The following is a 21,534-nucleotide window of genomic DNA, read 5'->3' as shown; positions in this document are numbered from 1 at the left end:
CGTAGACAGTTTTTTCCTGTTCGAGCAATCCGGTGTACTCGGCCAGCTTGTCGTTGAAACCGGCAATGTGCCCCGAGACTTCATTAAGCACCGTCAGATACCCATCGTCCTTGACCGTGGACTTCAGCGCTTCGGCCTGGCTCTGCGCTTGCGCGGCCTGTTCGATATTGCCCTTGCCAGCGCTGTCATCGCCCTTGCGACTTTGATCCAGACGGACCCGCGCCTCATTCATCGCTTGCAGCATCAGCCTCGACACCTGGCTGATCTGATTGGCCTGTTCGATGAACTGCGCACCGTCCTTGCCTTCGGTGTCCTTCAAGGTATAGGCACCGTCGTCCGCCAGCCCGGCCTGCAACACGTCGAGGTTGTTGGCCACGCTTGAGACCGACCAACTGGCCATTTCCAGCGCCAGATCCTTGGTCTGGGTCAACGAGACAAACTCGTCGAACGCCTTGCGATAGGCGCCCAGCGACTGCTCGACATCCAGCATGACCGGGACGTTGGCCGGCGATTGCGCCTTGAGCTCGTTGGCCAGGGCAATCAAGCCATCCACACCCTCACGCAAGGCGTCGGCCGTTTTCGGATTACCGCGCAAGGCATACTCCTGCTCGAGCAAACGCACCTTGAGCAGGCCGCTATTGAGCGAGGACATCTGTTTCAGTCCGTCGAACCGGTGGCTGATGGTTTGCAGGGACCAGACGCCAATCGCCGCCACCAGTGCGGTCAGCAGCAAAACCAGCACAAACCCGATACCCAGTTTTTTCGCCATATCGAGGTTGGCAAAACGTCCTTGCACGGCCGAAATCATTGCGCGTAGTCCCCTGCCAAAGTCAGTTGACGAAGAGTCGCAATGGCCATGAACAAGCACAAGTCTCTGGCGTCGGAATAATGGCAAAAAGCTACGCCTGCGTCGTTTTCAGAACATTTGAGGTCGATCCGAACCGGTATGCCGAAAAAACTGTCGAGCCCGCGGATCACAGGCGTAAGCAACGTTGATGCGATGCCAGTCGCCCGCCTCGCCACTGGGGCTGAAGGCGTCCGGGGCGGACAGCAAAACACCGCAACGCTGAGCCTGTGCGCGCACTCGCGCCTGATCCGCCACCCGCGCACGTGCCCAGATGAACAAGCCGCCAGTCGGCTTGCCGAACACTTCCCAGTCGGCGTCTTCCAGTGCCTGCAACGCCGCGGCGCGATCGGCATTCAAACGCTGCCGCTGGCGCTGCACCAGTTTGCGATAAGCACCGGTCGCCATCAGGTTGGCCAGCGCCGCCTCGGAAAACCTTGAGGCCCCCAGACCACTGATCATCTTGACCTGGGCAAGCCGCGCAACAATCTCGCTGTCGGCAAGAACAAATCCGACCCGCAACGAACTGCTGAGTGTCTTGGAAAAACTGCCGACATAAATCACCCGCCCTTCATCGTCGAGTGCCGCCAGTCGAGTACCGTTGCCCGTGTGCAGGTCGGCGTAGACATCGTCTTCGATCACGCGCAAATCGTAGGTCTTGCTCAATTGCACGATGCGCTGCGCCACCGCCGGCGTCAGGCAACTGCCAGTCGGGTTCTGGTGATGGCTGTTAATGAACAACGCCCTGGGCTGAAACTGGCGCAGCAACGCCTCGAGCGCGACGGTATCCGGCCCGCTCGGGGTGCGCTGCACTTCAAGCATCTGCACCCCGTGCAGCCGCAACAGGTCGAACAGCGGCGCGTAACCGGGGGTTTCGACTACCACGCAGTCACCGGCCTTGAACAAGGTTCGAACGATCAGGTCCAGCGCGTGACTGGCGCCGCTCGTGCTCAGCAACTGCGTGCTGCGAGCCTCGATACCGAACAGTCGCAGGCGTTTGACGATCTGCTCGCGCAATGCCGCAAGGCCCAGCGGCGTGCTGTAGTTGAACAGGCTGGCCATGTCGGTGCGCGCCACCTCTCGCAGCGCATAGCTGAGATCGTCAGGCTCGCGCCAGCTCTGCGGCAAACCGCCGCCGCCAAGTTTCAAACCACTCGCGGCCCCACACACCGCATCACACCAGGCAAGCCGGTCCTCGAAGGGCACCGACTCATCCTCTGCGCTCGCCGTCGACGGCGACGCTGCCACGATAAACCCCGCGCCCTGACGGGTGGTCAGGACGCCCTGCGAAACCAACCGCTCGCACGCCTCGACGACACACGACTGGCTGAGCAGATTACCCCGGGCGATTTGCCGAACCGAGGGCAAACGGGTGGCCGGCGGTACCCCGCTTTGCAGGATCCACTCAGTCAGCCCGTCAACAATCTGCTGTACGACGGGCACCATTGCCTGTCGGTCAATTCTCAATTCCATGAGCAAGCAAACTCCTGTCCGTTTTGCTGGCGGCAGTTAATCACAGCCACGCGGCACAGGCTGTGCGACAACGCCGTCAAAAGCGACTGTTCTAATCATTTGATACACATTGTTTAGTGGTTTAAGTGAACTCAACGCAGCCCATAAAAAAACCCGCACGAATGCGGGTTTTTTCAGCCATGTGATTCAGAACGCGGTAACGCCACCATCCACCGCCAACGAATGGCCCGTGGTGAACGCTGCACCGTCGCTGCACAGGTACAACACCGCGCTGGCGATTTCCTCGACCTTGCCGATGCGCCCCACCGGATGCATGGCATTAGCGAACTCGCCTTTCTTCGGATCGGCCTCATAGGCACGACGGAACATGTCGGTGTCGATGACTGCCGGACACACCGCGTTGACGCGGATTTTCTTCTTCGCGTACTCGATAGCCGCCGACTTGGTCAGACCGATCACCGCGTGTTTCGACGCGGCATAAATGCTCATCTTCGGCGCCGCCCCCAGGCCTGCCACCGAGGCGGTGTTGACGATCGCTCCGCCCCCCTGAGCCAGCAACAGCGGCAACTGATATTTCATGCACAGCCAGACGCCTTTGACATTGACGCCCATGATCGCGTCGAACTCGTCCATGGAACCGTCGGCCAGTTTGCCCTTCTCGATTTCGATCCCGGCATTGTTGAAGGCATAGTCGAGACGGCCGTAGGTATTGATCACCTCGTCCATCAGATTTTTTACTTCACTTTCGACGGTAACGTTACAGCGCACGAAGGTAGCTTCTCCGCCGGCTGTACGAATAAGCGCGACAGTGCCCTCCCCTCCGGCAGTATCCAGATCGGCCACCACCACTTTCAGACCTTCGGCGGCGAATGCCTGGGCCGTGGCGCGGCCGATGCCATTGGCGGCTCCCGTGACTACGGCGACCTGACCGGAAAACGTCATGCTCATTGTTATGTCCTCGAACGGATAGATGCAGGGGCTGTGTAGACATGCAGCGCAATTGCAGCATAGCGACAAGGGTTTGCCGGACATCAGCACTATCAGAGGGCTGTTTATGCCCCCATGCGTCGCAGTGATAAATCCATGCCTATGACTATCACTGCATTGGATCGACGTGCATTCGCCGCATCAGCCAACCTTGCGGCATCGCCCATGAAGGTCTATCAACAAGGCTTCATTCAACTTGAGTGCCTGTCATGACTTCCCAGACCAATCGCCAGTTCCTGCTCGCCAAACGCCCGGTGGGTGCCGCCACCCGCGAGACCTTCACCTATCAGGAAGTGCCGGTCGGAGAACCTGCGGCAGGACAGATTCTGGTCAAGAACGAATACCTGTCCCTCGACCCGGCCATGCGCGGCTGGATGAATGAAGGCAAGTCCTACATTCCGCCGGTCGGTATCGGCGAAGTCATGCGCGCCTTGGGCGTAGGTAAAGTCGTCGCATCGAACAATCCGGGCTTTGCAGTCGGGGACTACGTCAACGGCGCCCTTGGCGTGCAGGATTACTTCCTCGGCGAGCCCAGAGGTTTCTACAAAGTCGATCCGAAACTGGCGCCGTTGCCGGTTTATCTCTCTGCGCTCGGCATGACCGGCATGACCGCCTACTTCGCCCTGCTCGATGTCGGCGCACCAAAGGCCGGCGACACCGTGGTGCTTTCCGGCGCGGCCGGTGCGGTGGGCAGCATTGCCGGCCAGATCGCCAAGATCAAAGGTTGCCGCGTGGTCGGCATTGCCGGCGGTGCCGACAAGTGCAAATTCCTTATTGATGAATTGGGCTTCGACGGCGCCATCGACTACAAGAGCGAAGACGTGGTTGCGGGGCTTAAACGTGAATGTCCGAAAGGCGTCGACGTCTATTTCGATAACGTCGGCGGCGATATTCTCGACGCGGTGCTGAGCCGTTTGAACATGAAGGCGCGAGTGGTGATCTGCGGTGCGATCAGCCAGTACAACAACAAGGAGGCGGTCAAAGGCCCGGCCAACTACCTGTCGCTGCTGGTCAACCGTGCGCGGATGGAAGGTTTTGTGGTGATGGACCATGCCGCACAATTCGCTGCCGCCGGACAGGAAATGGCCGGCTGGATGGCCAAGGGCGAACTCAAGAGCAAGGAAGATATTGTCGAGGGGCTGGAGACGTTCCCGGAGACGCTGATGAAATTGTTCAGCGGCGAGAATTTCGGCAAGTTGGTGTTGAAGATCTAAAGCAAAGTCAAAAGGATCTCAGCCTGTAGGCAGCCCATGCAGGAGCTGCCGAAGGCTGCGATCTTTTTACCGCTTGCAGCCATTTATATCAGCTGAGGGAAAGATCAAAAGATCGCAGGCTGCGCCAGCTCCTACAGGGTTTTGTGCAGGGTCTGATCAGGCGATTTCGGCGACGACGGAGGCCAACGCCTGCGCCGGATCAGCCGCCTGGCTGATCGGACGGCCGATCACCAGGTAATCGGAGCCTGCATCCAGCGCCTGACGCGGGGTCAGAATGCGTCGTTGATCGTCCTGCGCGCTGCCCGCCGGGCGAATCCCCGGGGTCACCAGTTGCAGCGACGGATGCGCAGTTTTCAGCGCCTGGGCTTCCAGTGCCGAGCACACCAGACCATCCATCCCGGCTTTCTCGGCCAGTGCTGCCAGACGCAGGACCTGCTCTTGCGGCTCAATATCCAGACCAATACCTGCCAGGTCTTCGCGCTCCATGCTGGTCAGCACAGTGACGCCGATCAGCAGCGGCTGTGGGCCGCTACGCTTGTCCAATACTTCACGGCAGGCCGCCATCATGCGCATACCGCCGGAGCAGTGAACGTTGACCATCCACACGCCCATCTCGGCAGCCGCTTTTACGGCCATCGCAGTGGTGTTGGGAATATCGTGGAATTTCAGATCAAGGAATACTTCAAAACCCTTGTCACGCAGGGTGCCGACGATTTCAGCGGCGCAACTGGTGAACAGCTCCTTGCCCACTTTGACCCGGCACAGTTTCGGGTCCAACTGGTCGGCCAGCTTCAGTGCGGCGTCACGGGTGGGGAAATCCAGGGCGACGATGATAGGAGTCTGGCAGACGGACATTGGGAGGGCTCTCAGGCAGGTCGAAATCGGCGCGCATTGTAGCGGAACCGGCGGCGGCGCGGCACCCGATGATCGGTAAAATCGTCGCACCAGCCGAGATCAGCATAGCGCTCGCTGCTATTGTGTCGACTCCGATACACAACCGACATGTCGCCAACACGCGCCCGCGCTAGCCTCGCCAGCCGCAATACGTCCTTACATCAGCACTTCCCGCCTCACCGCCGGACGCCTATGCTGAAACCACCACCTCGCAGCCCATCTTTGTGGTTGGCGGCCTACTGGCAGATGAACAGCCCCATGCACAACACCCAAACCACCGTGACGGATGAGCAAAAAGACGACAAGCGCTGGAGCATTCGTGCACTGATCGTCGACGACGACGTGCCGATCCGCGAGTTGATGATCGACTACCTCGCGCGTTTCAACATCCATGCGAGCGGCGTCACCGATGGCACAGCGATGCGCCAGGCCATGCAAGCCGAGCATTTCGATGTGGTGGTGCTGGACCTGATGCTGCCCGGCGAAGACGGTTTGTCGCTGTGCCGCTGGCTGCGCGCCGAATCGGACATCCCGATCCTGATGCTCACCGCACGCTGCGAACCCACCGACCGCATCATCGGCCTGGAACTCGGCGCCGACGACTACATGGCCAAACCGTTCGAACCGCGCGAACTCGTCGCGCGGATCCAGACCATCCTGCGCCGCGTGCGCGATGATCGCACCGAGCAGCGGGCGAACATCCGCTTCGACAACTGGCGCCTGAACAGCGTCCTGCGCCAACTGGTCGCCGACGACGGCCTGGTGGTGCCGCTGTCCAACGCCGAATTTCGCCTGCTCTGGGTGTTTATCGAACGTCCGCGTCGGGTGCTCAGCCGCGAACAATTGCTCGACGCTGCGCGCGGTCGCTCAATCGAAGCGTTCGACCGCAGCATCGATTTGCTGGTCTCGCGCCTGCGACAGAAACTCGGCGATGATCCGAAAGCCCCGCAGTTGATCAAAACCGTACGCGGTGAAGGTTACCTGTTCGACGCCCGAGACATCGGCTGATGCGGGCGCGCTTCGACACGCTGTTCGGCCGGCTGTTTGGCGTGCTGTTCGTGGCGATCGTCCTGGCGCACTTGCTCGCTTTTACCTGGTTCCGCCTCTACGGCCCGCCCCCGCCTCCGCCGCCACCGGAATTCTCCCAAACCATCGAAGGCCAACCGTCGTCGCACGATTCTCGCTACCCGCCACGCCCACCGCGCCCCTGGTTCGGTGGCCCGATCGTGCCGCTGACTTTTCAGTTCATCACCTTGATGGTCGCCGCCTGGTACGGCGCCAAGTTGCTCAGTCGGCCGATCCAACGCCTGAGCGACGCCGCCGAACGTCTCAGCGAAGACCTCGACAGCCCCCCGCTGGACGAGTCAGGCCCACGCGAGGCGCGGCAAGCGGCGCATACCTTCAACCTGATGCAGCGGCGCATTCGAGAACAAGTCCAGCAACGTGCGCGCATGCTCGGCGCAGTGTCCCATGACCTGCGCACCCCCTTGTCACGACTGAAATTGCGCCTGGAGAACATCAGCGACGACAAACTGCAAAGCCAGATGCGGCAGGATTTGAACGACATGATCGCCATGCTCGACGCCACCCTCACCTACCTGCATGAGCAACGCACCAGCGAAGCCCTGCAGCTGATGGACGTGCAGGCGCTGGTCGAATCATTGTGCGAAAACGCTCAGGATCAAGGTGCGGACGTATACGTCAGCGGACATTGCGCACCGCTGCCGGTGCAACCGATGGCACTGCGTTCCTGCCTCAACAACCTGATGGATAACGCCCTGCGTTACGCCGGGCAGGCGCGCATCGAATTGCACGATCAGCGCGAGCAACTGCTGATCTGCGTGATCGACCATGGGCCGGGGATTGCCGAGGACAAACGTGAAGCGGTGTTCGAGCCATTCTTTCGTCTGGAAGGATCGCGCAACCGCAATTCCGGTGGCGTCGGGCTGGGCATGACCATCGCCCGGGAAGCCGCGCAGCGACTGGGCGGGCAATTGAATCTGGAGGAAACACCGGGCGGTGGTCTCACCGCCATCATTCGCCTGCCGCGCACCTGAAAAGCCCCATCCCGGTAGGCGTGAGCCTGCCGGGATGGGGGCGTGTCAGTCGACATCAAGATCGACGGATATACCCCAAGCCAAAAACCTTGAAGCGTCCTTAAACCCGAGCCTGACTCTTACTCCAATCCGTCAACAAACTATAAGCCACCGCCAAAAGCGTAGGCCCGATAAACAACCCGATAAACCCGAACGCAATCAACCCGCCAAACACCCCAAGCAACACAATCACCAACGGCAAATTCCCGCCTCGGCTGATCAGATACGGCTTGAGCACGTTATCCACGCCACTGATGATAAACGTCCCCCAGATACCCAAAAATACCGCCATCCCATACTCGCCCTTCCAGGCCAGCCAGGCGGTGGCCGGCACCCACACCAACGGTGGCCCCATCGGAATCAGACTCAGCAGAAACGTGACGATACCCAGCACCAACGCCCCGGGCACCCCGGCAATCAGGAACCCGATCAACGCCAGAACCGCCTGCGCCGCTGCCGTGCCGATCACCCCGTTGACCACTCGCTGCACCGTCCCGGCAACCAGTTCGATGTAGTACCCGGCGCGATCGCCAATCAAACGTTCCAGCAAACCGTGCACGAACGCCGCCAGACGCGGCCCGTCGCGATAGAAAAAGAACACAAAGACAATGCTCAGTGACAGCTCGAGAATCCCGCCGCCGATCTGCGCACTGCGCGCCAGCAACCAGTTACCGACCTGCCCCAGATAAGGCTTGATCGACACCATCAACGCGGCGCCCTGCTGATCGATGCTGTCCCAAATGCCGACCAGCCGTTCGCCCACAAGCGGGACACTGCCGAGCCAGGTCGGCGCCTCCGGCAAACCATCGACCTGCACGTCCTTGATGAACGCCGTCGCGTCACGCACGTGATCGGCCAGGTTGAAGCCCAGCCAGACCAACGGTACCGCCACCAACAACATCCAGCCCAGGGTCAGAACCGCCGCCGCCAGCGATTCACGGCCATTGAGCAGCCGGGTCAAAAGACGCATCAGCGGCCAACTGGCAAACGCCAGTACTGCGCCCCAGAACAGCGCCGACCAGAACGGCGCCATCACCCACAGGCTGGCGCCAAACAACACCAGCAGCAGGATCTGCACCAGCAGTCGATCGTTATTGAGCATGTAAGGTCTCGAAAAAGTCAGTCAGGCAAAGAGTAGGCGAACACGCGGCGCGCGCTCGCCCGATGCAGCTTATCGCAACAAATCAATGCGCAAACCTACGCCATCGACTTTGCCGGTTTCCATCCGTGCCGCACGCACGCCCTGATTGATCAATGCCTGGCGCCAGGCCTCGGCTTTCGGTCCGGACACTGTCACTCGCTGCGTGGTATCGAGATTCAGTCCACGGGAAATCAGGCGTAACCACGTGTCATCCGGGTCATTGACGAGTTTGGGGAAATCCAGCTCGCCGGTGCTCTTGAGCTGGCGCAACAGGGTCGCCGAGGTCGGCAGCAGTTCACCCAGCGGCGCAGCCGCTTCGAACTGTTCGACATGCAGATAGGCTTTGCGATTGCCGCGCGTGATGCTGTAGAGCGCCACCAGCGTGTTGTCCCGCGGCGCGGCCAGCCTCAGCAACAAGTACGCCTGTTGCTCGTCGGAACCGTACAGTTTGGCATTGCCGAACACCTCGTTGGCCCACAGGCTGCTTTCGCCGCAGTCGCGGGCCTGGCACCAGAACAGCAACTCGGCGTCCTGCTTTTGCAGGGCCTCGCGGGCGGCGGTGAAGGCTTCGGTGGCGGCGTGTTCGGGTGGCAACTCATAAGTGACCGAGGTGGTCTGGCCACGGGCCGTGACCTGGCCGTCAAAGCGCAACTGGCCGCTGATCTTGCGGATCGAGCCCAATGGGTAAATCCGCTCCTGCTCTGCCGGAGGGCGATAGTCGACGATTTGCGCGTCGGCCAGTCGCGGCACGATCTGCATGTCCTGACTGCCCGGCACATCGGCGGCGAACGAAATGGAACTGAAGCAGCACAGCGCCAACAGACTGAGTGATCGCATAGTCAGGCTCATCGGATCGGCATGGCTTGGCGGATCGGGGTCGTAGCGGTATAGAAATCCATCGTGGTTGTCTCCCATTTCAACCCGCCCAGCCTCGACAGTTGCCCGGTGCAAGTCAAGGAATGGCGAAGAACCGATTGAAACAGTCTGCGACAAGATCCGCACCGGGCTCGTCGTTCAGGTGCAAATGGTGCCCACCGGGCAGCTGTTCCCGGCAAAAGGGTAGACGCTCCAGCAGCTCAGGATGTTTGGCCAGCATGCCGTCCGCCGCGACCACCAATTGTGCTGGGCAACCGATGCGCTGGACGAAGGCCATCGCCTGCTCCTGCGTCAGGCGCAGCGGCGATGGCAGGGTCAGGCGATTGTCGGTGCGCCAGGTGTAACCGCCGGGCACCGGCATCAAGCCGCGCTGGGCCAGCAACTCTGCAGCCTCCCGACTGACCGCGACCAGGCCTTTCATCCGCGCCTCGATGGCACGGTCGAGGGTGGTGTAGACCGGTTTGCGCTTCTCGCGCAGATCCAGTTGCGCTTGCAGGGCCATGCCCATGCGCTCGGCAGCGTTTTCGCCCTTGTCTGTAGGAGGAATCACCCCATCGATCAACGCCAGATGAGTGATCCGATCCGGCAACGATCCCGCCAGCACCATGGAAACAATCGCGCCCATGGAATGCCCGAGCAGGCCGAAACGCTTCCAGCCCAATTGCTCGGCAACTTGCAGTACGTCATGGGCGTAGTCCCACAGCGCATATCCGGCGCCGTGCGGCCGATGCCCGGAATGCCCGTGCCCAGCCATATCCAGCGCGATAATGCGCAGACCTTTGAGCTTCGGCGCGAGACGGGCAAAGCTGTTGGCGTTGTCGAGCCAGCCATGCAAGGCAATGACCGGCACACCATCCTCGGGTCCGAACAAATGCGCGGCCAGTTCGATATGCGGCAGGCTCAGGCGCACTTCTTCGAAGGTCGGGCTCATGCGCAATCCTTTTCCTGGCGATTTTCCCAGCGGCTAAACAGGTTTTTCAGCAAGCGTGCCGTGTCCTGTGGACGTTCAAGGGGAAACATGTGCCCACCGGGCATGCTCAGTGCTTCACCTTGGGCAAGCCGCGAAACGAAGCGCGTGTGATGGCGCATGACCACCCGGCTCGTGTGCCCACGCACAACCGCCAGCGGCACCTGCAACTGGCGGGTGCGGCCGGGGCTGGTGTGCGGCACGCCGCGATAAATGCTGATTTCGGTGGCTGGGTCGAAGCGCAGGCGCAGTTTGTCGCCCACCTTGTGCAGGCCATGTTGCAGGTAAGCATCGAAACATTCCGGGTCAAAACCACGAAACAGGCTCTTGCCGGCGAAATAGCTGCGCGCACTGGCGAGGTCGGTAAATTCTTCACGTCGGCCAAGGGTGCGGCCGGCCGGGGTCAGCCTGTCAATGAAACCGAAGCGCTTGGCCGCGCGGATCACCCATTGGTCGGTGCGAGTCAGCACCGGCGAATCGAGCATCACTACACCGCGATACAACTCAGGGCAACGCAACGCCGCATGCAGGTGCAGCACACCGCCAAAGGAGTGACCGACGCCCCACACGGGCTGATCTTGCTGCTGCAAATGGTGGATCAATTCGTCGACAAGGTTGTACCAGTTGTCATCCGCCGGAAAACGCGGGTCATGAGCGTGCTGCTCCAGATGCGCGACCCGATACTCGGGCGCCAGCGCCGCGAACAACTTGCCGTAGGTGCCCGAGGGAAACCCGTTGGCGTGGGCGAAAAAGATAGGTTGCGACATGCGGGCAAATCCATGAGCGGGAAACGTGGCGTTGATTGTCCGTAAGACCGCGCCCGGCGGCAATGACTGTAACTGCCAGGAATGGTGACAGTCTGGTCAGGGTTATGGTGTGCCAAGGAAATCCCTCCCCCTCACCCCAGACCTCTGGACGGTCCGACTTGTCGGGAGAGCCAGAGGTCTGGGGTGAGGGGCTTTTTCGATGTCACCGTGCTGGCGGCTGCTCACCCAGCGGCACTACCGCCATGGTCAACCGCGACACACAACTGGCCTTGCCCTCATCGCTGGTCAGGCGGATATCCCAGACATGCGTGGTGCGACCGATGTGAATCGGCTTGGCCACCGCTGTCACCCGGCCACTGCGCAGGCCGCGCAAATGGTTGGCGTTGATCTCAAGCCCCACGCAATAAAACTTGCTGGCATCGATGCACAAATAGCTGGCCATTGAACCGACGGTTTCCGCCAGCACCACCGACGCGCCGCCGTGCAGCAAGCCATAAGGCTGATGCGTGCGGTGATCGATGACCATGCTCGCGGTCAGCGATTCTTCGTCGAACGCTTCGAAACGGATGTCGAGCACTTCGCCGATGGTGTTTTTCTGAATCGCGTTCAACTGCTCGATGTTGGGAGTGGTGCGCCACAAGCTCATCGCAGACTTCCTTTGTTGTTTTAGTCGTCGCTCAATCCTGCCACAGCACCGCCTCGCTGCGCGCGCTCCATTCTTCGAATCGGGCGCCGTAGGTGTCTTCGATGACGTTGCGTTTGATCTTCAGGGTCGGCGTGAGAAAACCGTTTTCCACCGCCCAGCTGTCCTTGACCACCACCAGCCGGCGCAGTTGCTCGTGCTTGTCGAGCACGGCGTTGACCTCCTCCAGCAGCTTTTCCAGGCTCGAATGCAGGCTCGCTCGTGGCTCTTCCTGATTGACGCTCGAGAGCACGCACAGGCCCAGCGGCGCACTCAAACCATCACCGACCACACACACCTGCTCGATGCGCGAGTGCACGGCCAAACGGTTTTCGATCGGCGCCGGAGCGACGTATTTGCCTTTGCTGGTCTTGAAGATTTCCTTCAGTCGCCCGGTCAGGCGCAAGCGCCCTTCGGCATCCTGTTCGCCCTTGTCGCCGGTGCGCAGAAAGCCTTCTGCGGTGAGGGTCTCGGCAGTTTTCTGCGGCTCCTTGAAATAGCCAAGCATGTTCGCCTGACTGCGCACCTGGACCTCGCCGGATGCATCGATGCGCACCTCGACATCCGGGCACGGTTTGCCGATCCAGCCCTGTTTGTATTCGCCGGGCAAACAGATGTGCGAGTAACCGCAACCCTCGGTCATGCCGTAGACCTCCAGCACATCGAGGCCGAGTTTCTGATACCAGGCGAGCAATGTCTGCGGCACAGGTGCTGCACCGGAAAGGGCCACGCGCAAGGCGTCCAGCCCCAGGCCCGCCAACACTTTGTGCCCGACCCGCTTACCGATGAAGGGCAGACCGAGCAGCAAGTCCAGACGTTTCGCCGGGATCTTGCTGTAAACGCCCATCTGGAATTTGGTCCAGATCCGCGGCACCCCGAACATTGCCGTCGGCCGCGCCCGCTTCAGATCGGTGATGAAGGTGTCGAGGCTTTCAGCAAAGAACACTGTCTGCCCGGTATAAATCGAAGCCATTTCAACGAACATGCGTTCCGCGACGTGGCACAACGGCAGGTACGACAGCAGCCGATCGTTCTCGTTGAGCCCGAACAGCTGCGTGCCACGGCTGGTGGCGAACCCCAGATTGGCGAAACTGTGCATCACGCCTTTGGGCAGGCCAGTGGTGCCGGAGGTGTAAATGATGGTCGCCAGTTGCTCGGCGGCGGGACGTGGGTCGTCCTGGATCGGCGAACTGCGTTGCAACTCAGCCCAGCTGAAATCGAAATCGCCGGGCGGATGCAGCGGCAGGCTGATGGTCGGCAAGCCCGCCGGCACGCCGGTCGACATGCTCGGCCAATCGTCAAGTTTGCCGATAAATGCGAGCACGCTCTCCGAGTGATTGAGCACTTGAGCGACGGAGTCGGCCGTCAGGTTGGGATACAGCGGCACGGAAACGTGCCCCGCCATCCAGATGGCCAGATCGGCAATGATCCAGTGCGCGCAGTTTTTCGAGATCAGGGCGATATGGCTGCCTTGCGGCAACTCCCGTGCACGCAGCCAGTGTGCAGCGCAGCGAGCCTGATGGCCAACGTCGGCCCAGGTCAGCGTCTCGACCTCGCCCCCCCCGATGGGCTGCACGAGAAAGCGCTGGCGTGGATGCCGGGCTTCACGTTCGTAAAACACGTCCAGCGGCAAACGGAATGCGGCAGACATGCGACTCGCTCCTGTTTTTTTAGGTCTGGAGCAAGCGTAGTCAACCAAGCAAGTGCTTGGTTGGAATTTTCACTAAAAGAAACAAGATCAAAAGATCGCAGCCTTCGGCAGCTCCTACATGAGAATGCGATCCCATGTAGGAGCTGCCGAAGGCTGCGATCTTTTGCTTTAAGGGTGCTTGAGGCTGTTGAGAGTCATCGAGCCAATCAGCAGTTCAGCACTCTCAAGTTCAGCCAACCCCGCCGTGCCGACCTTCTCCGGCGGATACCCAGCGCCGTGCTGCAAATAGCTGAGCAAATTGCCCACCAGCGGGTTGTGACTGACCAGCAGCGCATTGCTCACCGAAACCAGCTGATCGGCGACTTTGTCCGGATCGACCTCCGGCGTCAGCCACTCGACCGTGCGGATCTCGGGCTCGAAGCCCAGCGCCTCGCGGACAATCTGCGCGGTCTGTTGCGCGCGCAGGTACGGGCTGGCGTAGATCGCGGTGATCGGTTGCCCGATCAACTGCGCAGCGCTGCGCAATGCTTCTTCACGGCCATGCTCGGTCAGCTCCCGTTCGGAGTCGGGGCAAGAGCCATAAGGCACGGCCTCACCGTGACGCAATACCCAGAGTTTCATAGCTTGGGTTCCTCATCGCGAACCGGATGCGGTGCTGGCGGCACGGCATGTGGCGCCTCACCTTCGGGCGTACGCGGCGCTGGCCAGTCGGCAAACGGCCAAGGCTTCTGGTCGCTGTGAAAACTGCCGAAGCGGCCGATCTGCGCCAGAAACTGGCTCAGGCTGTCACCGAAGTTCATCAGGCTGGCGCTCGGTGCGCCATAGATCAAACGATAGATCAGTTGCACCAGCACCACTGCGCCGAGAATAAACTGCGCCACTTGCCAGACCAGCAGGTAGACGATCATCCACAACACCCGCAGGAGGATGGATTCATACCTGGCTTCAGATTTTGATTCGTTCATGTTCAGCTCCCCTACCCGTGAATAACAGCAGTCAGTTGAAACCACTGGTGGAAATAAAGTCGACATCGGTTTTCGGCTCGGCCCGCATCAACAGTTCGATGACCTGTTCCAGCGTGCGCCCCTCGAACAGGATCGCGTGCAAGCCTGCGACCAGCGGCATGTAGACGCCGACTTCCTGGGACTTGGCTTTCAGCACTTTCAGGGTATTGACCCCTTCGGCGACTTCGCCGAGGCGCGATACCGCTTCTTCGAGGCTCAGGCCCTGGCCGAGGGCGAATCCGACCTGATAGTTGCGGCTTTTCGGCGACGAGCACGTGACGATCAGATCGCCAACACCCGCCAGACCGAGGAAGGTCATCGGGTTGGCGCCCTGATTCACCGCAAACCGGGTCATCTCGGCCAAGGCGCGGGTGATCAGCATGCTCTTGGTGTTCTCGCCCATTTCCAGCGCCACCGCCATGCCGGCAATGATCGCGTAAACGTTTTTCAACGCCCCGCCCAGTTCGACACCAAAACGGTCGGCGCTGGCATAAACACGAAAGGTGCGGCCATGCAGCGCGGCTTGCACCTGTTTGCACAGTTCTTCGTCTTCACTGGCGACCACCGTGGCCGTCAGCGCGTGCTCGGCGATTTCCCGCGCCAGATTCGGCCCGGACAACACGCCGATGCGCGCCTGCGGGGCGATCTCTTCGAGGATCTGGCTCATCAGCTTGAAGGTCTGGGCTTCGATGCCTTTGGTCAGGCTGACCAGCATCTTGCCGCTCAAACGCTCGGCGTGCGCGGCGAGCACTGTGCGCAGTGCGCTGGACGGCAGCGCGACAAAGCACAGATCGCAGGCGTCGAGGGTCTGCTGCAAGTCGGTGACCGCCGTCACTCCCGGCAGAATCTTGATGCCTTTGAGGTAACGCGGATTTTCGCGATTGACCCGGATGGCCTCGGCCTGCTCGGGGTCACGCATCCACTGCAGGACTTGATGGCCGTTCTCGGCCAATAAATTGGCCACGGCGGTACCAAAACTTCCGCCTCCCAGGACCGCAATCGGGCGCTGCTCAGTCATATGCAATCCGTTAATCCATACCAGTGGCGATGCCGGCATTATACGGGGCGACCCGGTCGCGGCCAGCCCCTGCGTCAATAACCGGCAGTTATAGGAAGAAGACCAATAAAACCTGGGAAAATGCCCGCAACGTAACTGGAAAAGTCGCTGTCCTCGGTTAACATGCGCGCCAATTCTTCGTTCGATAGGCCGCGTCGTGTTTTTCGCTCCTCCCCCACCGCGTTCTTCCCTGCTGCTGGCGCTGTTGTTCAGCCCGGTGCTGCTGGCGGACGACCTGTTCATGGACGGCCAGGCGCTGCCGCAGGTACTGACGGCCACCCGGCTAAAACAGACGCCGGCGGAAGTGCCGGGGAGCATGACCGTACTCGACAGCGAATTGATCAGCGCCAGCGGCGCCCGCGACATCAGCGAACTGCTGCGGCTGGTGCCGGGCATGATGGTCGGCAACATCAGCGGCAATCAGGCGGCGGTCAATTACCACGGCACCAATGCCACCGAAGCGCGGCGCATGCAGGTATTGATCGACGGCCGCTCGGTGTACCGCGCTGGTCTGGCCACGGTGGACTGGAGCGATATGCCGGTGGCCATGGAGGACATCGACCGCATCGAAGTCTTTCGCGGCCCGAACACCGTCAGCTACGGCGCCAACGCGCTGATGGCGGTGGTCAATATCATCACGCGCCACCCGGCGGAAAGCCACGGCACGCGGCTGAAAATCACCCGGGGCCAGCGCGGCATCAATGACTTCTATGCCAGCCAGGGCACCGGATGGAATGGCGGTGATCTGCGTCTGTCGCTGTCCGGCCAGGAGGATGACGGTTTCGACAGCGATCGCACGGGCGCCGATTACCGTGACAGCCGCCGTTTGAACCGCTTCAGCCTCGCGGTCAGCCACACGCTGAATGACAACCAGAGCCTCGACTGGCAGGTCAACGCGAAGGACGGCAGCAATCAACGCCCTTATACCTACCGCCCGGTGTTCTCGGGGATTACTGACAGCGGCAACAATTCCGACGTCGTAGCCAAGGACTATGCCGGCTCGGTGCGCTGGAATCTCGACATCAATCCCGAGCACAGTCTCTACGTACAAGGTTCGGCGCAGCACTGGGATCGTCAGCAGGTGTGGCGCGCCTGTGATGCCGAGGTGTCCTTTAGCCCAGAGCTGACACAGCTGTGGCAGCTCAACCCGAATTACACCGAACGTTTAGCGCGCAACATCACACGCTTCACCGGCCCAGGCGCTGCGCCCGGCACGCCGCAGGAAATGGCGCTGGCCAACCAAGTGCTCGATCAGTGGCGCAACGGCGCCAGTCAGACCCTGTGCGGCGACATCGACCAAAGCGCTCGCGAGTCACGCTACGACCTCGAACTGCAAGACACCCTCAGCCTGTCCGACAGCCTGCGCCTGGTCAGCGGCATGAACTATCGTTATGACCGCGCCAGTTCCGAGACCTACTTCAACGGCACGCTGGACGACACCACGTGGCGTGCGTTCGGCCAATTGGAGTGGCGCGCCACTGAACACTGGCTGTTGCAGGGCGGTGCGATGTTCGAAGACACGCAACTGATCGGCAGTTCGCTGACCCCACGCTTCGCGATCAATTACCTGATCAACCCGCGTCACGGCCTGCGCGCGGTGTACTCGGAGGCGATCCGCTCGCCGGACATGTTCGAGAACAACGTCAACTGGAGCTATCAGGTCAGCAAATTGCGACCTTCGGCGTACGGCAAGTCTTCGGCGCGCTATTTCGTCAAGACGCGCGGCCCCGGCGATCTCGATCAGGAACACATGCGCTCGCGAGAGCTGGGCTACAACGGCTACTTCGCCGAGTGGGGTCTGGCGGTCGACGTCAAACTGTTCTACGACGAGATCACCGGGATGATCAGCGAACCTCTGCGCAACAATCAGTACATCGCCAGCAACGCCAACAGCTCACGTTTTCGCGGCACCGAAACCCAACTCGACTGGCGCGTGAACACGGTCGACCGCTTGCGCTTCACTTACGCCTACGTCGAAGCCGAAGCGAGTAATCCGCTGGATCAGCAATTTACCGCCAGTCACAGCGGTTCTGCCGGATGGCTGCGCGATTGGGGTCACGGCTGGAACAGCGCCCTCTTCTATTACGGCGACAACGCGCTCAACGGCTATCGCTTCGAGCGCGTCGACACCCGAATCGCCAAACGCATCAAGCTGGGCAAGGCCCAACTGGAACTGGCTGGCGTGCTGCAGCAGCGCCTCGATCACGAGCCGACCACGTTCGTCGACAACAATTACGACGAACGCCGCGTGATGTATGTCAGCGCCGAGCTGGAGTTCTAGGATGCGCCACGGTCTGTCAAGGAAGACGCCGACCCTCGGCCATTGGCTGGCCGGACTTGGCCTGTTTCTGACCGTGTGGCTGCACGGCATGGCGGTGCAGGCCGCCGACATTCTGTTGACCGGCGCCGAAGAAAGCCCCGGCGTGCAGGCGTTCGTGCAGGCGCTGAGCGAATTGCGTCCCACCGACAACGTGCGTTTCCAGCCCTTGGCCAGTCTGCCCGCGCCAGGCAAATTGCCGTCCAGCCTGCGCCTGATTCTGCTCGACCTGCCAAGCCTCGACTGGCGCCTGCAAGAACCTCAAGGCCCGGCGACGCTGGTGCTGCGCATCAGTCGTCTGCAAGCCCGACAACGCCTCGGCGCGGCGCAACCGGCGCACCTGAGTTTGCTCTGGAGTGATCCGCCACTAAGCCGACAGCTGCAATTGATCCGACGCATCCTGCCTCAGGCGAGCAGGATTGGCGTGTTGTTCGATGAACACAGCGAGTTCCTCCTCAAAGAGCTGCTTCTGGCTGCCGAGCCGCTGAATCTGCAAGTGGTCAGCCAGCGCTGGGACAACACTCACGACAGCCGCCCCCTGCAAGCCGTGCTGAAAAACAGTGACGTGCTGCTGGGCCTGGATGATCCGGATCTGTACAACCCGAAGACCGCGAAAAATCTGCTGCTCAGCAGCTACTCCCGACAAATGGCGCTGGTCGGGCCAAATGCCGCGTTCGTGCGCGCCGGCAGCCTGGCCAGCACTTACAGCGACCAGAGCGATTGGCTGAGCGTTCTCGACCGGTTGCTCGACCAGCCGCCGCTCCATTGGCCGCGATCGCTCTATCCCGAACGCTTCAAGGTCTCAAGTAATGCCCAGGTCGCTCGTTCCTTGGGTATCGAACCGCTGAATGAAGCGTCTGTCGCCAGCGCGTTGGCTGAAGGAGAAAGCCGCCCATGAATTTTCGTCGTTGGGACATCAACACCCGTACCCAATTGATCAGCCTCGGCCCGGCGCTGTTGCTGACGTTGTTGTTGATCAGTTTCTTCACGTTCGTGCGCATTCAGGATTTGCGCCAGGAGCTGAACCACACCGGTCAACTGATCGCCAACCAACTGGCGCCCGCCACCGAATACGGGGTGATTTCCGGCAACAACGACGTGTTGGAAAGTCTGCTCAAGGCGACGCTGGCAACGCCCAACGTGCGCTTCCTTGAAGTACAGGACAGCGCCAACCGGATTCTGGTGTATGTCGAACAACCGGCGGATTCCCACAGTCGTCCGCATCAGGTCGAAGTGTTCCAGGCGCCGGTACGCCTGCAACGGATCGCCCTGAACAATGATTTTTTCCAGGACGCCAAAGTCAGCAGCGGCGCGGCCAGCGAGGATTATCTGGGGCGGGTGATCGTCGGTCTGTCCAACGATGCCTTCAGTCAGCGCCAACAGGAAATTCTGCTCAAGGCCGGGATTCTGGCGCTGTTCGCCCTGCTCTTTACGTTTGTCCTGGCACGGCGTCTGGCCGGCAGCCTGTCGCAGCCGATTCGCGATATCGGCAACGCGGTGAAGGCGATCCAGGATGGCGATTTTAAAACCCCGCTGCCGATCGTCGATGACACCGAACTGGGCGCGCTGTCGCAGCACATCAACAATCTCGCTCAGGCGCTGGAGCAAGCGAGTCGTGAACAGCATCAGGCGATGGCACAGTTGATCCAGACACGCGAGGAAGCGGAAAAGGCCAACAACGCCAAATCCGACTTCCTGGCGATGATGAGCCATGAACTGCGCACGCCCATGAATGGCGTGCTCGGCATGCTGCAATTGCTCGAAACCACCGACATGACCGAGGAGCAGATCGAGTACGCCGCGCTCGCCTCGGAGTCCACTGAACACTTGCTCAAGGTCATCAACGACATCCTCGACTTTTCGCGCATCGAGCGTTCGGAGCTTGAACTGGAACACATCCCGTCCAACCTCTCCGAACTGATCGGCGCGTGCGCCCAGTCGTTCCAGCACAGCGCAGTGCAACGTGGTCTGGCGCTCAACCTGAGGATTCCCGAAGACATGCGCGGCTTGCAGGTGCAGGGCGATCCGACGCGGATCCGGCAGATTCTGGTCAACCTGGTCGGCAATGCCTTGAAGTTCACTGAACAGGGCCGGGTCAGTATCGAGGCGCAGTGGCAGTCGCTGGATCACGAGTTGCTGTGGTTCACCTGCTCGGTGCGCGACAGTGGCATCGGCATTTCCTCCGAGAGCCTGGAGCTGATGTTCAACGCGTTCCAGCAGGCCGACAGCTCGATTTCGCGACGCTACGGCGGCACCGGCCTGGGCCTGCCGATCGCCCGCACACTCGCCGAACGCATGGGCGGCACATTAAGAGCGCAGAGTGAGGAAGGTCTTGGGTCGGTGTTCACCCTGGAAATCCCGTTGGCTCTTTATAAGCAGGCATTGCCAAAGCAGGTCGCACCGCGCGCATTGAACGGTGACGGCCAGGGCGCTGGACGCACTGTGTTGCTGGTTGAAGACAACCCGGTCAATCAGACGGTTATTGAAGCGATGCTGCGCAGTCTGGGCTTTACTGTCAGTGTCGCCACCGATGGCGCTCAGGCAGTGCGCAGTGCCCAGGGCAGTGAGTTCGAAGTGATTCTGATGGATTGTCGCCTGCCGATCATCGACGGCTATGAAGCAACCCGACAGATCCGCAACCTGCCCGGACGCGGCAACGTGCCGATCATCGCGCTGACCGCCAATGCCTTGCAGGGCGACCGGGAAACCTGTCTGTCGGCGGGGATGAACGATTATCTGGCCAAGCCGTTCAAACGTAATGATCTGCAGCAGATTCTGCAGCGGTGGGTGTCTTAGTGTCGGCTTTTCGAGCATCTGCGACTGGCATGAAAAGCGAAAGTGCGGCAGTCTTAGGCACCCGAACGAGCCTCAAAAGAGGCTTGATTAAAAATTTCAGTGCACAAGTGTACATTCATGTCCTTGGTGCTGTGACTTTCACCACAACGCAATAGTCTATGAGTAGGCTGCCGGTTCGAGGCATGAATGCTTCGAACGGTCGGGAAGATTTGCCCCACCTGCCGCATGGGATTATTGAGGAGCTCGCATGACCAAACAAAACGCCTTTACTCGGGAAGACCTGCTGCGCTGCAGTCGCGGTGAGCTGTTCGGCCCAGGTAACGCGCAACTGCCCGCCCCGAACATGCTGATGGTGGATCGCATCACCCATATCAGCGAAGAAGGCGGCAAGTACGGCAAAGGTGAATTGGTCGCCGAGCTGGATATCACCCCTGACCTGTGGTTCTTCGCTTGCCACTTCGAGGGCGATCCGGTGATGCCGGGCTGCCTGGGCCTTGACGCCATGTGGCAACTGGTTGGCTTCTTCCTGGGCTGGCAAGGTCTGCCGGGCCGCGGCCGTGCGCTGGGTTCGGGCGAAGTGAAATTCTTCGGCCAGGTTCTGCCGACCGCCAAGAAAGTCACCTATAACATTCAAATCAAGCGCGTCCTCAAGGGCAAGCTGAACCTGGCTATCGCTGACGGTTCGGTCTCTGTGGACGGTCGCGAAATCTACACCGCCGAAGGCCTTCGGGTCGGCGTGTTTACCTCCACTGAAAACTTCTAAGGGTT

Annotated in this window: 19 protein-coding genes; 7 read left to right on the top strand and 12 right to left on the bottom strand. The window is 60.7% G+C overall.

The window, feature by feature from the left end; translation table 11 throughout:
• Window positions 1-916: 916 nt before the first annotated feature.
• Entirely contained in the window at window positions 917-2,317 is a 1,401-nt protein-coding gene (locus AB4P92_RS23905; protein WP_395598254.1) for a PLP-dependent aminotransferase family protein, read from the bottom strand.
• 186 nt (window positions 2,318-2,503) lie between these two features.
• A complete protein-coding gene (locus AB4P92_RS23900; RefSeq protein WP_150593011.1) occupies window positions 2,504-3,265 on the bottom strand; it encodes an SDR family oxidoreductase in 762 nt (253 codons plus the stop codon).
• A gap of 248 nt (window positions 3,266-3,513) precedes the next feature.
• Between AB4P92_RS23900 and AB4P92_RS23895 the strand changes: the two genes are divergently transcribed.
• Window positions 3,514-4,518: an NADP-dependent oxidoreductase gene (locus tag AB4P92_RS23895; RefSeq protein WP_395598253.1), complete on the top strand. Its 1,005-nt coding sequence runs from the start codon at window positions 3,514-3,516 to the stop codon at window positions 4,516-4,518.
• Window positions 4,519-4,674: 156 nt separating this feature from the next.
• Here AB4P92_RS23895 and pyrF read toward each other — a convergent pair whose 3' ends face one another.
• Window positions 4,675-5,373, bottom strand: coding sequence for an orotidine-5'-phosphate decarboxylase (pyrF, locus tag AB4P92_RS23890; protein ID WP_042560469.1), 699 nt, complete (start codon window positions 5,371-5,373; stop codon window positions 4,675-4,677).
• A gap of 285 nt (window positions 5,374-5,658) precedes the next feature.
• On the opposite strand from pyrF, the gene AB4P92_RS23885 reads away from it, so the two are divergent.
• Window positions 5,659-6,420 carry a response regulator gene (locus AB4P92_RS23885; protein WP_390896389.1) on the top strand — a complete coding sequence of 254 codons (762 nt, stop codon included), beginning with the start codon at window positions 5,659-5,661 and terminating at the stop codon, window positions 6,418-6,420.
• Window positions 6,420-7,469, top strand: a complete 1,050-nt coding sequence (locus AB4P92_RS23880) for an ATP-binding protein (protein WP_395598252.1) — start codon at window positions 6,420-6,422, stop codon at window positions 7,467-7,469. The genes AB4P92_RS23885 and AB4P92_RS23880 overlap by 1 nt, the downstream gene beginning before the upstream one ends.
• Window positions 7,470-7,569: 100 nt before the next feature.
• Here the strand turns inward: AB4P92_RS23880 and AB4P92_RS23875 are convergent, their stop codons facing one another.
• The 9 genes from AB4P92_RS23875 to AB4P92_RS23835 all read right to left on the bottom strand — a co-directional run bounded on the left by AB4P92_RS23875 (window position 7,570) and on the right by AB4P92_RS23835 (window position 15,614).
• Window positions 7,570-8,610: an AI-2E family transporter gene (locus tag AB4P92_RS23875; RefSeq protein WP_042560472.1), complete on the bottom strand. Its 1,041-nt coding sequence runs from the start codon at window positions 8,608-8,610 to the stop codon at window positions 7,570-7,572.
• A gap of 69 nt (window positions 8,611-8,679) precedes the next feature.
• Entirely contained in the window at window positions 8,680-9,486 is an 807-nt protein-coding gene (locus AB4P92_RS23870) for a DUF4892 domain-containing protein (RefSeq protein ID WP_395599696.1), read from the bottom strand.
• 115 nt (window positions 9,487-9,601) lie between these two features.
• Window positions 9,602-10,456: an alpha/beta hydrolase gene (locus tag AB4P92_RS23865; RefSeq protein WP_395598251.1), complete on the bottom strand. Its 855-nt coding sequence runs from the start codon at window positions 10,454-10,456 to the stop codon at window positions 9,602-9,604.
• Window positions 10,453-11,259: an alpha/beta fold hydrolase gene (locus AB4P92_RS23860; protein ID WP_261736516.1), complete on the bottom strand. Its 807-nt coding sequence runs from the start codon at window positions 11,257-11,259 to the stop codon at window positions 10,453-10,455. Before AB4P92_RS23860 ends, AB4P92_RS23865 begins: the two co-directional genes overlap by 4 nt.
• 202 nt (window positions 11,260-11,461) lie before the next feature.
• Entirely contained in the window at window positions 11,462-11,905 is a 444-nt protein-coding gene (locus AB4P92_RS23855) for a hotdog fold thioesterase (RefSeq protein ID WP_042560476.1), read from the bottom strand.
• 31 nt (window positions 11,906-11,936) lie between these two features.
• The gene (locus AB4P92_RS23850; RefSeq protein WP_395598250.1) at window positions 11,937-13,592 is read right to left on the bottom strand and encodes an AMP-binding protein; all 1,656 of its coding nucleotides are present in this window, start codon (window positions 13,590-13,592) and stop codon (window positions 11,937-11,939) included.
• Window positions 13,593-13,760: 168 nt separating this feature from the next.
• The gene (sixA, locus tag AB4P92_RS23845; RefSeq protein ID WP_042560478.1) at window positions 13,761-14,213 is read right to left on the bottom strand and encodes a phosphohistidine phosphatase SixA; all 453 of its coding nucleotides are present in this window, start codon (window positions 14,211-14,213) and stop codon (window positions 13,761-13,763) included.
• Complete coding sequence (locus tag AB4P92_RS23840; protein WP_042560479.1) at window positions 14,210-14,557, bottom strand: DUF4389 domain-containing protein; 348 nt, start codon at window positions 14,555-14,557, stop codon at window positions 14,210-14,212. Before AB4P92_RS23840 ends, sixA begins: the two co-directional genes overlap by 4 nt.
• Before the next feature lie 31 nt (window positions 14,558-14,588).
• The gene (locus tag AB4P92_RS23835; protein WP_042560480.1) at window positions 14,589-15,614 is read right to left on the bottom strand and encodes an NAD(P)H-dependent glycerol-3-phosphate dehydrogenase; all 1,026 of its coding nucleotides are present in this window, start codon (window positions 15,612-15,614) and stop codon (window positions 14,589-14,591) included.
• Between the two features lie 196 nt (window positions 15,615-15,810).
• Between AB4P92_RS23835 and AB4P92_RS23830 the strand changes: the two genes are divergently transcribed.
• From AB4P92_RS23830 to fabA, 4 genes are all read left to right on the top strand, one after another.
• A complete protein-coding gene (locus AB4P92_RS23830; protein WP_395598249.1) occupies window positions 15,811-17,934 on the top strand; it encodes a TonB-dependent receptor plug domain-containing protein in 2,124 nt (707 codons plus the stop codon).
• Window position 17,935: 1 nt separating this feature from the next.
• The gene (locus tag AB4P92_RS23825) at window positions 17,936-18,868 is read left to right on the top strand and encodes an ABC transporter substrate-binding protein (RefSeq protein ID WP_395598248.1); all 933 of its coding nucleotides are present in this window, start codon (window positions 17,936-17,938) and stop codon (window positions 18,866-18,868) included.
• Entirely contained in the window at window positions 18,865-20,766 is a 1,902-nt protein-coding gene (locus AB4P92_RS23820; protein ID WP_395598247.1) for a response regulator, read from the top strand. Before AB4P92_RS23825 ends, AB4P92_RS23820 begins: the two co-directional genes overlap by 4 nt.
• Before the next feature lie 247 nt (window positions 20,767-21,013).
• Window positions 21,014-21,529 carry a 3-hydroxyacyl-[acyl-carrier-protein] dehydratase FabA gene (gene fabA / locus AB4P92_RS23815; RefSeq protein ID WP_042560484.1) on the top strand — a complete coding sequence of 172 codons (516 nt, stop codon included), beginning with the start codon at window positions 21,014-21,016 and terminating at the stop codon, window positions 21,527-21,529.
• The last annotated feature ends 5 nt before the right edge of the window (window positions 21,530-21,534 follow it).

Origin of the sequence: Pseudomonas sp. A0308, assembly GCF_044218815.1 — a bacterium.
Classification (GTDB): Bacteria; Pseudomonadota; Gammaproteobacteria; order Pseudomonadales; family Pseudomonadaceae; genus Aquipseudomonas; species Aquipseudomonas iridis.
Note: the sequence above shows the minus strand (reverse complement) of the source record. Positions and strands in the feature narration are given on the sequence as shown.